Source organism: Peribacillus sp. NPDC056705 (assembly GCF_043656335.1).
The window spans coordinates 167,072-182,947 of the sequence record NZ_JBHTYI010000005.1; the positions used below are offsets into that span (position 1 = coordinate 167,072).

Genomic DNA, 15,876 nt, shown 5'->3' on the forward strand with positions numbered 1-15,876 from the left:
CTATTCCAAAATGGTCCAAATTAATTCATTAAGCTCCGTTTCCATCTTCTTTCCCTGATTTAGCCTAGTTATCTCATTCTTTAAGGAAAGTGATTTCCCTTCTATTATCGAAAGATTCTTTTCACTTTCATTGTTGCTTATATATTCCTCCATTTGTTTTGCTTTAAATATCCGGGTAATCCTGGTTTTCAATTCTTGATCAATTGAAACCAAATCAAGTAATTCCCATACTGATAAAGGTGGCAGCGAACCCAGTTGAATTATATATTCAAGGATTAAATACGAACGGTATATTTGTACCCATGTTTTTAGTTCTTTTCTTTCGGATCCCCTTGTTTTTGTCAATAGTTGAAGATTATCGATCATCATCCGATAGTAATGGTGGCCCAGTGCCTTTTTGGAATAGCAATCAGCAATCAAATCCTTCATCTTCCTATAATAATCCGGATGCGTAATCAACTTGATTGGCGACTGAAATAATTCAAATAGAGCAGGATTACTCTTAAAGGTAAGACGTGAAGATTTAAATAAATCCCAGCCTTCCATGTCAAATAGGTCTTCTTTCATTTGCATGACTTCAACTGGCTGACTCAAGCTAAGGTATGACCGCTTATCATTATGTACATATATAAACCGAACATCGTAATCTGATTGGCCTGATGATAAACCAAAAGAATGGCTGCCAGTAACAGCAGCCATCAAAATGGTGATATCTTCTTTCTTTTCCAGGTATCTCAATCGTGAAATAAGGTTTTCTTTCATGAACGAGACCTCGTTTCTATTTCGAATGCATTTTAGCCAATTCCGCTACGGCATTTTCATAATACGGTAAATCTACCGTTTCCTCCAATGCTGCCCGTAAACCTGCAAAGATATCCGATATTTCCGTCTTAAACTCTTTTTGAATCTCAAGTAACTCTTGATTGAGGACTTCATTATACATTTCGAAAATCCGTCCGCCCTGCTCTTTTACATATACAAGGGCAGGATCATCTAAACGCTTCTGAAGACCTTCGCTCATTTTCGCTTTTTCATTTTTTTCAAAGAAAGATTTTGGATTTTTAAATAATGCCAATTCCTTTTTGAATTCCCCCGTATCTAATTGCGCAAAAGCTCCTGTAAATTCAAGGGACTCCCTCTCATTAGGTTCATATGGCTGCAATGAAAGGTTTCTTCTTATTTTTTGCATTTGCAAAAGCAAACTGCTTTGTTTCTCATTCAGTAATTTATTTACGAACATTTCCGTCCTTAAAGCCGTTGCCCGCATTTCCTGGGCAAGGTCAAAGCCTAAAGCATCCAATAAGTTCTTCATAGATTGCTTGAGGACAATTTTCAGATCGCCTCCATCATCTTTTAAAACAGCCGGATTGAACGACTCTTTGAAGAAATCATTAAACCGGAAGAAGACCCGTTGTTTACTATAAAAAGTCAATTCGTCTATCTCTTTTTTCAAACGTTGCTTTTCGGCATCCCCTTTAATGACTGAGAGGAGTGCCGAAATGGACTGTGCCTCATGAGAAAGGGTTTCCAGGGCATTTCGTTTCGCTTTCTCATCCTGCCTGGAAGCTGTAATTACATCTCGTAGCAGCTCTTCCGTTCTTTTTACAGCCGCTTGAGCCGATTCAATTGCAAGTCCCGTTAAATCGTTTTCTATGAAAGAATCGAATTGACCTTGGAATTCCGAGATTCCGCTATTTGGAAGGAACGAATGCTTAAACGAACCAGGCGTTTGTTTTTCCATCAACGCTCCCTTACTCGTAAGCGGAAACAGTTTTGGAAAACGGATTCCGAATCCATTCAATTGATCTGTGACATAATCCATCACTTCGTCCAATTCGTCAGTGGTTTGTGCCAGATCGACGGCATTGACGATGAAAAACATCTTATCCATAGCGAAAGAATCTTTCACACGGCCAAGTTGTATCAAGAACTCTCTGTCTGCCCGTGAAAATGGGTGATTATAATAGGTCACAAATAGAATGGCATCCGAATTCTTAATATATTCGAAAGCTGCTCCTGTATGTCGTGCATTTATTGAATCGGCCCCAGGTGTATCAACAAGGACCATCCCCTGCTTTGTCATTTCACAGTCATAACGCAGTTCAATCAGATCTACAAGACATGACTTGGACTCTTCTGCAGCAAAACGTTTAAATCCTTCAAGATCTACCGTAACGACATTCCCCAATTCATTTTGGTACTCGGGCAGCCCTTGATGAAAAGCCCTTAGAAAGGATAAATGAGTTTTCCCCTTATCAACTTCCCCTGCCTTCGCAATGATTTGTCCTGCCAGTTGAAGTGCTTCATCTAGCGTTTTTGCCGATTTATCAAAGGCTGCCAAGGCCAGGCTTACATCTTCCAACAGCATCGCTTGTGTCTTTAGCTTGACGGTTGCCGTTCCATGTGGATGCTCAGCGTCTGAAGACATGATTTTGTTGATTGCTGCAGTTGTTGGATTTGGTGAAACAGGAAGGACGCTCTCCCCCATCAACGCATTGGCAAAGGAAGATTTGCCCGCACTGAATGCACCGAAAAGCGCAACAGTGAACGTCTGCTGTTCCAAGCGATTTGCCTTCTCTTTCAATTCTTTATAAAGAGATTGAAACCCTCTCAAAGGTTGAATTAGCTTGGCAGCCTGTTGTAAACTCGTTGCAGTCTCCATCAGCTTTTCTTTTCCGCGTAAATCAGTAGCATCAGATGAAGAAACAGTCACGGAATGTTCAACTTCCTTGTTTTCTTTATCATGATCCGTTACAATTTGTTCGTTGACGGACCTTGAATTACTTTCATTAGCGGTTTTCATGATTTTGACTGTAATATTTTTTTCCTCTTCATTCCATTGGGTTAAAAGCATATCGATATCACGCTCATCGATTAATGATTCAGTTTGATGAGCAATGGCCTCTAATCGTTCCGTTTGGTACTCGATTTCCGCATTCATCGCAGCAGTAACTTTAAGGGCTTCCGCAAATTCGGAAAAACCTTCAAGTTCCTTATCGATGGATATGGACTGCTGTTCCACTATCCCTTCCATAACGGTAATCATATTATTCAAAAATCCTTCAGATACATCACGTGCTTTCTTTTTGATGGCTGATGCCAAATCATTCGTATAGTTTAAAACGTATTCACCAGTAATATCGACTTGAGACTTCAAAGAGTTTTTTATGTAAGATTCCGATACCTCGATTTGAAGTGCCTGTGCCTTACTTTCAAGTGTTGAATCATGGATTTCCGCTTGATTAAGCGTTTTAACTGCTAGTTCTTTAAGATGCCATTCAAGCTGGGTCTTCACCTTTTCTTGTAAATCGGTCAAGAAAGCATTGATACGTGCCTCACGTTCGGCATCCGTTTTTTTCTTGGCAAATAACAGACCCACTTTAAAGTCAGGCTGAGCCGATTCCAAGAAAGATTTACCTAGGTCCCGTGTTGCAGCGGGCATGATGTATGCACCTTTCAAAATGGTTTCTAATGCATCAGCATATTGGACCTTGATTTCCTCTATTCGTCCAGTTAATGATTTTTTTTCTTTCAATAGGCTGTCCACCTGATTCGTCAGGTGGATTCGCTCTTCATATGGAAGTTCTGATAATACTTCAAAATCATCGGCGTGTTCCTCTTCATACTGCTCTTTCAGCCAATTAAGATGCCTTTCGACCAGGGCATTAGCCGATTGCATGATGGCATCTTTCCCATCATTTAGACCTTTGCCCGCAATGTCGGATATGAATTGCTTGACCACTTCTATTTCATTTTCGGTATTGTTCAAGTCTCTTACGGATGTATAAAAAATACCATCAGGGTATACATTCCAGTTCGCAAATGCCTCAGTGACGGAAAGCTTGAAGTCTTGAAAGCTAAGCTCGTTCTCATCATGCTTATCGATCATATTGATAATTAAGTATGTCGGTTTTTCAGCCTCTAACAATTCTTTCGTGAATAGGAAGTTCACTTCTGATTGAACGTGATTGTAGTCCATGACATAGAAGACTACATCAGCTAGATGCAAAGCAGATTCCGTAGAAACTCTATGTGCATCGTCTGTCGAATCAATTCCTGGCGTATCCATGATTGCGCATGAATCCGGCAGTGAAAAATCATTGGAACTTATCGTTATTGCCGATACTGAATCTCCATCCTTGGCAAATTTCTTTACCTCTTTAAAATCATATGGTGCAGGAAATAGGACTGGTGGCTGATGATGGTAAAAGACTTTGGCATAGTCTTCACCTTTTTGGACTTTTACCGTATTTGCACTTGTTGGAATAGGGCTTGAAGGCAATACTTGATCACCGAGGAAAAAGTTGATCATACTAGATTTCCCCGCTGAAAAATGCCCGCAAAAAGCAATGATGAACTCTTCGTTATTCACTTTCATGATTAACTGTTTTAGTTTATCGGCATTTCCTGTATCACCTGCCGATTGAAATTTCTCATACATGGCAGTCAAAATCCCCAATTTGGACTGTTGCTTTAATGTTTCTTGAATCATGAATCCATACCCCTTAATCTATCGTCATTTTGATATTCTTATTGTAAACGATTTCGTTTATTATTCATACCATCAGCTTTATTTTTACTATATGATTCATTACTGGCCATGTTCAAAAAAAAACCACCGATTGGTGGATTCATGCAGTTTGATTCATGTTGACTTTGAATGCAAAAAAAAAACCAGGATGTTTACCTGGTTGTAGGGGCGGGGTTAAAAGCAGTTCGGTTTTCCATTGGTGACTCGGTAAAAGACTTTACTGCCTTTGCCGGTTTTTGAATATTATTCAATACATGTTTCATCACAAAACCATATGTAGCGATTGTCAATAAAATGAATACCCAAACCATTACCAACACCATCCTCTTATATATTGATTAGCTTTTAGTTGTTAGTTATTAAAATGAATTTATCGAAATCCGAATGAGAATAATTTTCATCTTCATTTAGAATCTTATCACGAACGATAATCGTTTTCAATAAGAAATTAAAATTTTTTATTATTTTCCCTTAAAAACCGTAGAATATTCCGTATGTGCCTTTAATGCTTTCTCTTCCAATGGGATTCTTACCATCATCATCCAAACATTCAATAAACTAAAGATGATAGCGGTATAATATGCATTGAATAATAAAGAAATAACCATTATCTCAGTTGCCACTATGATATAGTTCGGATGTTTGAAATATTTATAAGGGCCATTAATGACTACCTCGGCATCAGGAACCACTATGATTTTTGTATTCCAATGTTTTCCCAAAGAACGGATTACCCAAATCCTGCCTGACTGTGCAATTAGAAAAAGGGTCAGCCAAATTGGCCATAGTCCAGCCACATCCCTATCAAGCACGGTCACTTCAAAAATGAGAACAATAAAAAAACTAAGGTGCATTAGAACCATCCAACTGTAATGGGACTCACCATATTCCACTGCTCCGGCAGCCTTTAACTGTTTTTCATTTTGTTTGGCGATATATAATTCAAACATGCGCTGTATAGCGATCAAGATAATGAAAATGGCAAAGATCATCACTTCCACCTCATTAACACAAGTTCAGATGAAAACCCAGGCCCCAATGCAGCAGCCAAGCCCACCTCATTTATATTCCCGCCGCGCTGCATGAACCTCTCCAGGACGTACAAAATAGTTGCTGAGGACATATTGCCAAATTCCCTCAATACGCTCATTGACTCAGCCGTCATGCTTTCATCGAACCCGAGGGCATCGTGATAAGCATCAATTACTTTTTTGCCTCCAGGATGAGCAATGAAATCTTTTATATCCCTGAGATCCAATCCATTCTCCATTAGGAACTCTTGAACATTCGGTTTAAGCCAATCTTTGATGATTGTAGGGATATCTTTTGAAAAAATCACATATAACCCTTGATCTTTAACATCCCAGCCCATTACATCCAATGAATTCGGCATTAGCGTGGATTGCGAATTCAAAAATTGCAGATGTCTTGCTTTTTTGGAAAAGTGTGCATCAGGCACCTTATCACCGCAAACCAAAACACAGCTTACTCCATCAGAAAATAAAGAAGTTCCAATTAAATTGCTTTTGGAGATATCATTCCTTTGAAAGGTCAGACTGCATAACTCCACACATAAAACAATGACCTTCGCGGTCGGGTATGCTTGGCAATATTCAAATGCACGCGATAGGCCACTTGCTCCCCCTGCACAGCCAAGTCCCCAAATCGGAATCCTTTTAGCATGCGGGCTAAATGGAAGTTCATTCATTATCCTTGCATCAATGGTCGGGGTAGCAATACCCGTGCTTGAGATATAGAAGAAAGCATCTAGTTCGTTTGCCTGCAGTTCTTCTTTTAAAAATTCTGTGTTGCTTAAGCATTTTTCTATAGCTTCTTTCCCAAACTTGACCGCCTGTTGAATATATAGATCATTCCGATCGGCAAAAGAATGATCCTCTTTAAACCAATCAAGATCATTAGAAAAATATCGATTTTCCACTTGTCCATTCTTAAAGGCTTTAAGTAACCGTTCTATATTCTTAAATGAGGCCCCAAATATTTCTCTCGAAAATTCCATGATTTTCTCCTGAGAAAGTAAATGTGGCAGCTTTATATGTGATGCGGATAATAAATACGGCATGATTGCACCCCTTATTATTCATGATATGGTTAATATACCCACCAAGATATCAATTATGCCATATCGATAAACGGTCATATTTATCGACGGTTCAGAACATTTTTTCTTTTTTCTTAAAAAACTAGATGAAAAAGACTAAGAAATTGATAACATAGAGAACATGATGATACTAGCGGAGGAACGAAAATGAAATCAACGCTATAATCACTATTCAAGTCCGTTATTCTCTTCTTTTTCGACATTTAAAAGCCGTACCTCATAAAACGGCCTTTCGAACAGGAATCGATAAGCGTCCTTATTGGCATGACAGGGTATCCGTGGGAGAATAATAAGCAAATTAGGTGAAAACTGACGTTAGAAGGTGAGATGCTTGAATCTTTTGCAGCAGAGCTCGGCAACATGCTTGCCGGGAATATCGCCAATTCGTTAGCGGGCGGGGATGCATTTAATGATAGTACCCCACCCACCGTTTTTGTGGGCAATACCAAAGTGTATGGGTTCATGAAGCAATCCATTTACCTATGTCATTAAAGGGCGTAGGTACCCTTCCTATCATCTTAATTATCGAAATGTAATCATGAAATATTAAACCCCCTTACCTAAAATCGGTAAGGGGGCGCTGTCATTCTTCTTTCTTTACAGAAGATTGATTTTGCACTTGAATAATGATATTTTGAAACTCCTCTTTTCCACAAACGCTGCACCTATACTCCTGACTTAAAATGGTTCGACAATGAATACAATATTTTTTCTCCATCCCTATCACTACTTTCCTGAACATATACTATCAATATATTCAAAAAGTGAAGAGAGTTTCCTTTTTTCTGGCAAAACTCCAATTTCATTATCCATGAAATGCTTCGGCATAAATGAAAAAATGCCTAAAATCCTCATCACCTGAGGATTTTAGGCATTAAATGGTTGAATCTATCATATACCGAATCTATTTTTATCAGGCTACTTTTTGCCCTTCAATACGAGCTTCTTTTACTTTCCCTTTTGTAGGGACGATGTTAAAGACGATATTCAAGAAAATGGCTGTCAAACTTCCGGCTACAATACCGTTTTCCGTTAAGATTTGAAAGCTTTCCGGAATTTGCGCAAATAGTTCAGGAACGACCGTAACACCAAGTCCCATACCTACTGAACAAGCGATGATCAATAAATTTTCTTGAGAAGCAAAATCCACTTTGCTCAACATCTTAATTCCAGCGGCAATTACCATCCCGAACATTGCAACCATTGCACCGCCAAGCACGGATGAAGGGATAATTGTCGTGAATGCACCAATTTTCGGAACAAATCCTATGAAAATGAGAATGCCCGCTGTTGTGTATATGACATTCCTTGTTTTGATGCCTGACAATTGGATCAGTCCGACATTTTGTGAAAAAGCCGTATACGGAAACGAATTGAACAAACCGCCAATCATGATGGCCAGTCCTTCAGCACGATATCCGCGAGCCAAATCGTCTTCTGATATCTCTTTATCCGTGATTTCACCAAGGGCATAATAAACACCAGTCGATTCCACCAAGCTGACGATCGCCACCAATGTCATCGTAATGATTGCCGTGACGTTAAATGTCGGTGCTCCAAAGTAGAAAAAATGAGGCATATGCAGCCAAGTGGCACTGGCCACTGAGCTAAAATCCACTTTTCCAAGGAAGAAAGCTGCAAATGTTCCGACGATCAGTCCCAATAAAATAGAAATGGAGCGTAGGAATCCCGATGAGAATTTATACATGAATATAATGAATAACAAAGTTCCAAAACCAAGAGCTACATTATTCAAGTCTCCGAAATCAGCAGCACCTTGACCTCCACCAAGATTGTTGATGGCAACAGGAATGAGCGTTATGCCAATAATCAAAACGACAGATCCAGTGACAATGGGTGGGAAAAACCTTGCCAGTTTTCCGAAGAATTTACTAATGATAACGACGATCAATCCGGACACCAATATGGATCCATAAATGGAGTTGATTCCATATTGCGTACCAATTGCAATCATCGGGCTAACTGCAGTGAATGTACAGCCTAGGACGACCGGAAGCCCAATTCCAAAGAATTTATTTTTCCACACTTGCAATAATGTTGCTATCCCGCACATCAAAATGTCTATCGAAACTAAATAAGTCAACTGCGCTGCAGTCAATCCCAGCGCCCCACCGACAATCAATGGAATGACAACTGCACCGGCATACATGGCAAGTACATGTTGTATTCCTAGAGAAGCAACTTTTAAAGGTGATTGATTAGACATTGAGGGCTGCTCCTTCCATTTCCTCGGCGAACGTAATCTCACCGAATTTCAACTCAGCAATCCTCGCAAGTGATTCGACTTGAAAACCTTGTTCCCTAAGATCCTTACCACCACTTTGGAATGCCTTTTCAATCACGATGCCGATTCCGGCCACTTCTGCACCAACCTGCTTACAGATTTCTACCAAGCCCCTGGCTGCCTGTCCGACCGCAAGGAAGTCATCGATGATTAAAACCTTATCCCCAGCTTCAATATATTTATTGGAAACCGTAATCGTATTGGTTTCTTTTTTTGTAAAGGAATGAACGGACGCGGTCACTAAATCATTTGTTAAAGTAAGTGATTTACGTTTACGGGCAAAAATTAACGGAACTTCCAATTCCAACGCAGCCATCAAACCAGGACCAATGCCTGAGGATTCAATCGTCAGCACTTTCGTTATTTCCTTTTGTTCGAAACGTTTTACGAATTCTTTACCAATTTCTTTCATTAGTATAGGATCCATTTGATGATTCAAGAATGAATCTACTTTTAAGATATCTTCTGATAAAGCTTGACCTTCGGACAATATTTTTTCCTTTAAAAGTTGCATGAAGGTTCCTCCCAATCTTGGATGATTATTGACCCATAAACCACGCAATCATTTCCCGGCATATAAAAAGCCCAAGAAACATTGCGGCACTTTTTTGGAGTGAAGCAATACTTCTTGGGCATGAATGAAAAATGAATCAGCTAAAGCCTTCATTATGCAACAAGATCTATTACTCACCCATAGTCGAATTATTTACGGTAATCCGGTAGAAACTTGCAGGCCATATCCCTGCTATTATACGAGTGAAACTTTATATTTCATTAATATATGAATTATAACAACGCTGGCTCTATTTGAAAAGGTATTTTTGATAAAAACCGAACTTTCATTTAAAGAATTAAATCATCATTCGTATTATTAGAAAATTGCGAAATCACACAACCAACAGGGTTTTCCTATCAAAAGAAAGAATCACCCCTTCTCCATGTTCCATTTACCGTTATCCTACACGTCACTTTTACAACTGCCCATAAAAAAAAGAAGGTCTTGGCATTCAATCCAAGTCCTTCTTCTTTTGATTCATTTGATTTTATAAACTTCTTTATATTTATTTTCAAGATACTTTATTAAATACTGAACATTCAGGCCCTCTCCTGTCGTTTCCTTCAAAATCTCAAGAGGCTTTTTTGTTTTTCCGTATTTATGTATCTTTTCATTAAGCCATTTCCTGATTGGAGCAATATCACCCGCTTCCAACAGGCCATCAAAATCAGGCAAATCTTTAAGCATCGATTGCTTGATTTGGGCTGCATACATATATCCCAATGCATAAGAAGGGAAGTAACCAAAACTGCCATCTGCCCAGTGTACATCTTGCAACACGCCCATGGCATCATTTTCAGGCACAATCCCCAAATAATCCTTGTATTTTTCATTCCAGACTTCCGGTAAATCCTTCACTTCAAGTTCTCCATTAAAAAGAGCCTTTTCCAGTTCATACCGAATCATAATATGTAGGGGATACGTCAGTTCATCTGCTTCAATACGGATGAACGATGGTTTTGATTCGTTAATGCCCCGGTAAAATTCATCCAGTGTCACATCATTGAATTGTTCGGGAGCATATTCTTTTAATAAGGAGAATTTATTTTTCCAGAAGCTATGATTCCGTCCAATGAAGTTTTCGAAAAACAATGATTGTGATTCATGGATACCCATTGATGTCCCGCCGTCGAGAAGTGTTCCAGTTAATTCTTCGGCGATATTCTGCTCATAAATGGCATGTCCGCATTCATGGATGGTACCAAAAATCGCCCCTCTAAAATCATTTTCATCGTATCGGGTCGTCACCCGTACATCGCCCCTGTTTATTTTAATTTCAAAAGGATGAACTGTTTCATCCAGCCTGCCAGCCTTGAAATCGTATCCTAGCTGTTTTAAAAATTCCAAGTTCAGTTGATGCTGCTTTTCTTTTGGAAATTCTTTATAAAGGAACGCTGTTTCAGGTCTATGTTCGCTTTCGGCAATCTGTTTTACCAATGGAACGATCCTCGCCCGGAGCTCACTGAATACGCTGTCAAGTATATCTACGGTCATTCCTGGTTCATACATATCTAAAAGTGTATTATATTTCGTCCCTTCATAACCCCAGTACTCTACGAACCTACGGGTATAAGCTACAATTTGCTCCAGATAAGGTTGAAATAATGAAAAATCAGCTTTTTCCCTTGCCTCTTCCCATGCACTTTCAGAACGCGACTGTAAAATGACGAATTCCTTATATTCGTTGGCAGGAATTTTCTTATTCCTTTCAAACTCTTTTTTACACTCTTGTACCATTTTATTCGTCGTTTCACTAAGAGTAGCTTTCTCCAGCGAAAGTTCGGCAATGAAGAATTCCATTTCTTTACTTGTGCTCATATTAAACACCTCGGAGGAAAGCACGCCGATAACTTCGGAACGCTGCTCAACTCCCTGTTTCGGTGCACCTGTACGTAAATCCCAAAAAATTAACGCGAGAGCTTCATTATAGGCCGAGATTTTCTTTACATATTCTCTAAACTCTTTTTCTATCAGATCGATACCCTTTTTTTTCATATTCACTGCTCCTTCCAACTACACTTTACCATATTATACAAAAGTCTTTCATATCAGAACCACTTCGATTAATAAATAAAAATAAAATAAGAGCCAAGGGGCACCTTGGCTCTTATTTATGACTGGACTTTAGTTAAAGCGTTACAGGAAGAATCGATACAATCTTCTCTTTCACCTGTTCCGAAAGATCCTTTTCAGTCAAAATCTGGACTGTTCCCGAATCATTGCTCGTCCTGATCAATCGCCCTATTCCCTGGCGCAAACGAAGGAGCATGTATGGAAGATCCACTTCTTCGAATGCGTCTGTAACCGAGTTGCGTTTGGCCTCGAAAACCGGATCACGCGGCGGGAATGGAAGGGAGTGTATCACTACATTTTGTAATGAAGGACCTGGAACATCAAGCCCTTCCCATAAATGATAGGAGAAAAGGACAGATTGCTCCTCTTCCTGGAACTTTTTAACAAGCTCGCTGATTTCCGCTTCCCCTTCAAAATAAAATGGATAAGAAGATATTGGGCAGTTTTCCTTGAACCAATGCAATTCCTCTTTTGAATGAAATAATACTAGTGTTCGACCTTCATTTTCCTCAATTGACTTCATCGTATATTTAAGTTTCGCCAATTGATCTCCATTTTCGAAGACTGGCATGTTCATTTTCATGACTTCATCGTAATCAAATGGTGATTCAACGGAGAAGCTGTCATACTTTTCTATCCCTAAACTATCTGCAATATATTGGAAGGATTTATTATCCGATAATGTTGCCGATGAAAAAATGTACGGGATTTTTTTAGAGAATACCTGTTCAGACAGTATATCCTGTACAAGCCTTGGCATGATGACCAATGTTTTGGTCATTTCATTTTCTTCAAACCAGGAAACGGCCTGTTCATCCTTCACGAATAGAGAAAGGGAGTAGCCCAGCTGCTCTAAATATTCTTCCGTCACTTTTAAATCATAATCATTGATCGTGTACATTTCCGCTTCAAAAACAAGGTTCTCCTCTAGCTCTTCAACCTTTTTGTGAAGCTTTTGGGCGAAACTTGTTATTTCTTTGGACATCGGAATTTCATAACGATTAGATCCGCTGACATGAATCGCTTTTTCATCCAACAAATCAAAAAATTCTTCGTTGATATCAATTAAATCCTCAATGATGTATAAAGTTTCTTCACGAACCTGATTGGCTGTAAGCAATTCTAAAACCGAAGCAAGGGTCTGTTCCCCAACTTTATACGTTAAAGCCTTTTGAGCTGCAAATTCCAATAGGTGTCCTTCATCAAAGACAACGCAGCTATGATCAGGCAGCAATGGTAACTGACCTTCACGCTTACGCTTTTCCTTAGTCCATACATGCTCCATGAAGAAGTCATGTGAACAAATGATCAAATCACTTGATTTTCGGTAGTGGTCCCGTGACAAGGTTTGCCCACAACGATGGCGTTTATCACAAGTAAAACAGTTTTGGAGCTGATCCCAGCCAACTTTAGACCAGTCTTCATCATTTAAATATGGATACTGTTTACGGTCCCCATATGCTGTATAGGCGTTCATGGATGAGTTATCATGGACAAACTTAGGAAGTTCATCATATAGCTGATCTATTCCCTCGGAATCTTCGTGATTCACTGCGTAATCCAATTTCTTAAGACATACATATTGATCGTGATACTTGGCAAGCCGAACATCCACTTCAATACCTAAAGCATTCTTGATTTTTTGGATGTCGCCTTCCTCTTTGACAAGCTGTTCAATCAACGTTTCATCCGCACACGAAATAATTGCAGGTTTATTCGTATATCTCGCATAACAAATCGCATATAGTAAATAGACCAAAGTCTTACCGGTCCCTACCCCTGCTTCAGCAAAACTAACATTCTTTTCTTTAAAGGCTTTTTCTAACTGAAAAGCCATGAAGATTTGTTCGTCGCGCAGCTCAAATCCTTTTTCGGGAAGAATATCGTAAAAAACATCACCGATCCATTCTGAAAGCTTATCGTAAAAAGAATCTTCCTTTGTTACCGAAAAAGGCAGTGTTTTAAGCATCATGGTCTCCCCTTTTATCTATCATCAGTATATAGTATCGAATCATTACAATCTTAGGCAAAAGTATATTATCCTTTATTTCACATTAATAGTCAAGATATTTACCAACCATCAGAAATGAAGCGTATTTTGTATGTTTTTCTATGTATGCTGCCTGGTTGCCCGATTCGTAAAATAAAAGACAGGCTCCAAAAGAGAGCCTGCCTGTAAATAATATAGGGTTGAATTAAGCTTTGTTTACGTTTGATGCTTGTGGTCCACGTTGACCTTGTTCTACATCAAATGTAACGTCTTGGCCTTCTTCAAGTGTTTTGAAACCTTCGCCTTGGATAGCTGAGAAATGTACGAATACATCGTCTCCACCTTCACGTTCGATGAATCCAAAACCTTTTTCTGCGTTAAACCATTTTACTTTACCTTGTTCCATTTTTGTTGCCTCCTAGTGTGTTCTCCACACATTATATTACTATCCTTGCTCAAAAAAATATTAAGGTATTCCTTAAATCTGAACAAAAATAATTCATTATTAGAATAACAGAAAAGGAAATGATAAGCAAGACTGGAACCTATTATGAATAAATCGTCCTGAGTATCAAAATCCTCCGTTATATTCTACCTACTTATTCACCTTGAGGCTGTCTTGGCGGCCTTTTCCCCCAATATTGATAAAGGTCAGCACGGATGAAACCGTTGAACAATTTCCTTTTTTTCGTTGCAGGCTTACCGTAATGCTGTTCGAAGTCAGGATTGGAGGTAATCATGTATACTGACCATGTATCAAGCTTCTTGAAAGCTTGGCCCATTTCTCTATACATCTGCTCAACTGCTTTTTTCTCACCAAGCCGTTCTCCATAAGGCGGGTTCCCGACAATGACACCATACTCATTCCTTGTCGAGATATCCCTAACCTGCATTTGTTTAAATTCAACCAGATCACCAAGACCTGCTTCAAAACTATTCGCTTTAGCTATATCGACCATTCGATGGTCAATATCGCAACCGGTTATGTCCAAATACTGATCATAATCGGCTAAATCTTCAGCTTCAATCCGTGCTTCATCCCAAACCTTGCTATCCATCCATGCCCAAGTTTCAGATACGAATTCCCGGTTAAACCCAGGTGCTATGTTCTGCCCAATTAAGGCTGCCTCGATGGGAATCGTTCCAGACCCGCAAAATGGATCTATGAAAGGTTTATCCGGTTTCCAATTGGTCAGCATGATTAAGGCAGCCGCCAATGTTTCTTTAAGGGGTGCCTCCCCCTGCCCTGTCCGATACCCCCGTTTATGCAAACCTGCACCTGAAGTATCTATGGTAAGTGTCACTACATCTTTTAAAATAGACACTTCAATTTTAAACAAAGGACCAGTCTCTGCAAACCAAGACACTTGCTTATATTTACTTTTCAATCTATCAACAATCGCCTTTTTGACAATAGCCTGACAATCCGGGACACTGTAGAGTTTTGACTTAACGGATTTTCCACTCACAGGGAACTCTACATCGGCTGATAAGTAATCTTCCCAATTCAATGCCTTTGTTTTTTCAAACAACTCATCAAATGAATATGCTTTAAATTCCGCAACTTTAATTTTTACCCTATCGGCACTGCGCAGCCATAAATTAGAGCGGGCAATGGCGGATTGGTCGCCTTTATATGTGATTTTACCATTTTCGACTTGACAATCGTAACCAAGATCCCTAACCTCCTTGGCAACAATTGATTCCAATCCCATTGCTGATGTTGCGATAATATCGAATTGTTTCATTAATCTTGCACCTTCTTTCCATTAATCCAAATCAATGGCACCTTTTCCCGAATTTCTTCATTTATGTATTTAAGAATCAGGCATTGATTTTTTACATATAAACCTTTTTAAAAAGGTCCACCGCTTTTTTATATTGGCTGTTTTCGCATACTTTGTTGCTATTTACCAAGTAAAGCGTTTTGGTTGATTTCCCCTCCAGATGCTCGCTTTCCGCGGGGCGGGCGGTGAGCCTCCTCGGCGTAAACGCCTGTGGGGTCTCACCTGTCCCGCTGCTCCCGCAGGAGTCTCGCACTTGCGCTCCAATCAACCTTAAATAGTTAGTTTTTAAAAACAACAATCTTTTTGAAAAGAGCCTTTATATTTCAGTTAGAATTCTTTATTGTTTGCTTAGCTTATTTTATGATCATGTAGCAAGGACATGAAATAAAGCAATACTCAATTATCCATATACCTTAAGATACACGCTGCAATCATACGATTGAAATCATCGAAACCGATTATGTATGCTTCCCATCATTATCCTAATATTTGAAGTTTTCCGTATTGATACCTTC

At 39.3% G+C, this 15,876-nt stretch carries 12 protein-coding genes and 1 riboswitch; of the genes, 1 reads left to right on the forward strand and 11 read right to left on the reverse strand.

The features are described 5' to 3' along the window. The 5 genes from ACFRAK_RS09275 to ACFRAK_RS09295 form a co-directional block, all read right to left on the reverse strand. A complete protein-coding gene (locus ACFRAK_RS09275; protein WP_394571658.1) occupies positions 1–762 on the reverse strand; it encodes a nucleotidyltransferase domain-containing protein in 762 nt (253 codons plus the stop codon). 16 nt (positions 763–778) lie between these two features. Next, entirely contained in the window at positions 779–4,492 is a 3,714-nt protein-coding gene (locus ACFRAK_RS09280) for a dynamin family protein (protein WP_394571659.1), read from the reverse strand. Positions 4,493–4,683: 191 nt separating this feature from the next. Next, positions 4,684–4,842: a hypothetical protein gene (locus ACFRAK_RS09285; protein ID WP_260285944.1), complete on the reverse strand. Its 159-nt coding sequence runs from the start codon at positions 4,840–4,842 to the stop codon at positions 4,684–4,686. A gap of 150 nt (positions 4,843–4,992) precedes the next feature. After that, the gene (locus ACFRAK_RS09290; RefSeq protein WP_387597491.1) at positions 4,993–5,523 is read right to left on the reverse strand and encodes an isoprenylcysteine carboxyl methyltransferase family protein; all 531 of its coding nucleotides are present in this window, start codon (positions 5,521–5,523) and stop codon (positions 4,993–4,995) included. Continuing rightward, on the reverse strand, positions 5,523–6,611 hold the full coding sequence (locus ACFRAK_RS09295) for a type III polyketide synthase (protein ID WP_387597493.1): 1,089 nt from the start codon (positions 6,609–6,611) through the stop codon (positions 5,523–5,525). The genes ACFRAK_RS09290 and ACFRAK_RS09295 overlap by 1 nt, the downstream gene beginning before the upstream one ends. A gap of 366 nt (positions 6,612–6,977) precedes the next feature. Here ACFRAK_RS09295 and ACFRAK_RS09300 point away from each other — a divergent pair, with 366 nt between their 5' ends. Beyond that, the gene (locus ACFRAK_RS09300) at positions 6,978–7,142 is read left to right on the forward strand and encodes a hypothetical protein (RefSeq protein WP_387706826.1); all 165 of its coding nucleotides are present in this window, start codon (positions 6,978–6,980) and stop codon (positions 7,140–7,142) included. Between the two features lie 421 nt (positions 7,143–7,563). Here the strand turns inward: ACFRAK_RS09300 and ACFRAK_RS09305 are convergent, their stop codons facing one another. The 6 genes from ACFRAK_RS09305 to ACFRAK_RS09330 all read right to left on the reverse strand — a co-directional run bounded on the left by ACFRAK_RS09305 (position 7,564) and on the right by ACFRAK_RS09330 (position 15,322). Then, on the reverse strand, positions 7,564–8,877 hold the full coding sequence (locus ACFRAK_RS09305; RefSeq protein ID WP_387597496.1) for a nucleobase:cation symporter-2 family protein: 1,314 nt from the start codon (positions 8,875–8,877) through the stop codon (positions 7,564–7,566). Then, positions 8,870–9,469 carry a xanthine phosphoribosyltransferase gene (locus tag ACFRAK_RS09310; RefSeq protein WP_387597498.1) on the reverse strand — a complete coding sequence of 200 codons (600 nt, stop codon included), beginning with the start codon at positions 9,467–9,469 and terminating at the stop codon, positions 8,870–8,872. The genes ACFRAK_RS09305 and ACFRAK_RS09310 overlap by 8 nt, the downstream gene beginning before the upstream one ends. A 160-nt stretch (positions 9,470–9,629) precedes the next feature. Then, positions 9,630–9,731: riboswitch (purine riboswitch) on the reverse strand. 257 nt (positions 9,732–9,988) lie between these two features. Continuing rightward, a complete protein-coding gene (locus tag ACFRAK_RS09315; RefSeq protein WP_387597501.1) occupies positions 9,989–11,506 on the reverse strand; it encodes a carboxypeptidase M32 in 1,518 nt (505 codons plus the stop codon). Positions 11,507–11,639: 133 nt separating this feature from the next. Further along, complete coding sequence (locus ACFRAK_RS09320) at positions 11,640–13,556, reverse strand: ATP-dependent DNA helicase (protein WP_387597503.1); 1,917 nt, start codon at positions 13,554–13,556, stop codon at positions 11,640–11,642. 223 nt (positions 13,557–13,779) lie between these two features. Further along, positions 13,780–13,980, reverse strand: coding sequence for a cold-shock protein (locus tag ACFRAK_RS09325; RefSeq protein ID WP_034307871.1), 201 nt, complete (start codon positions 13,978–13,980; stop codon positions 13,780–13,782). Positions 13,981–14,173: 193 nt separating this feature from the next. Then, on the reverse strand, positions 14,174–15,322 hold the full coding sequence (locus ACFRAK_RS09330; RefSeq protein ID WP_387707824.1) for a THUMP domain-containing class I SAM-dependent RNA methyltransferase: 1,149 nt from the start codon (positions 15,320–15,322) through the stop codon (positions 14,174–14,176). Positions 15,323–15,876: the final 554 nt, after the last annotated feature.

Excerpts from the sequence above, each read along its gene's own strand:
- ACFRAK_RS09305 (WP_387597496.1), bottom strand. The coding sequence starts at position 8,877 with ATGTCTAATCAATCACCTTTAAAAGTTGCTTCTCTAGGAATACAACAT.
- ACFRAK_RS09295 (WP_387597493.1), bottom strand. The coding sequence starts at position 6,611 with ATGCCGTATTTATTATCCGCATCACATATAAAGCTGCCACATTTACTT.
- ACFRAK_RS09320 (WP_387597503.1), bottom strand. The coding sequence starts at position 13,556 with ATGATGCTTAAAACACTGCCTTTTTCGGTAACAAAGGAAGATTCTTTT.
- ACFRAK_RS09285 (WP_260285944.1), bottom strand. The coding sequence starts at position 4,842 with ATGGTTTGGGTATTCATTTTATTGACAATCGCTACATATGGTTTTGTG.
- ACFRAK_RS09275 (WP_394571658.1), bottom strand. The coding sequence starts at position 762 with ATGAAAGAAAACCTTATTTCACGATTGAGATACCTGGAAAAGAAAGAA.
- ACFRAK_RS09330 (WP_387707824.1), bottom strand. The coding sequence starts at position 15,322 with ATGAAACAATTCGATATTATCGCAACATCAGCAATGGGATTGGAATCA.
- ACFRAK_RS09280 (WP_394571659.1), bottom strand. The coding sequence starts at position 4,492 with ATGATTCAAGAAACATTAAAGCAACAGTCCAAATTGGGGATTTTGACT.
- ACFRAK_RS09325 (WP_034307871.1), bottom strand. The coding sequence starts at position 13,980 with ATGGAACAAGGTAAAGTAAAATGGTTTAACGCAGAAAAAGGTTTTGGA.
- ACFRAK_RS09310 (WP_387597498.1), bottom strand. The coding sequence starts at position 9,469 with ATGCAACTTTTAAAGGAAAAAATATTGTCCGAAGGTCAAGCTTTATCA.
- ACFRAK_RS09300 (WP_387706826.1), top strand. The coding sequence starts at position 6,978 with ATGCTTGAATCTTTTGCAGCAGAGCTCGGCAACATGCTTGCCGGGAAT.
- ACFRAK_RS09290 (WP_387597491.1), bottom strand. The coding sequence starts at position 5,523 with ATGATCTTTGCCATTTTCATTATCTTGATCGCTATACAGCGCATGTTT.
- ACFRAK_RS09315 (WP_387597501.1), bottom strand. The coding sequence starts at position 11,506 with ATGAAAAAAAAGGGTATCGATCTGATAGAAAAAGAGTTTAGAGAATAT.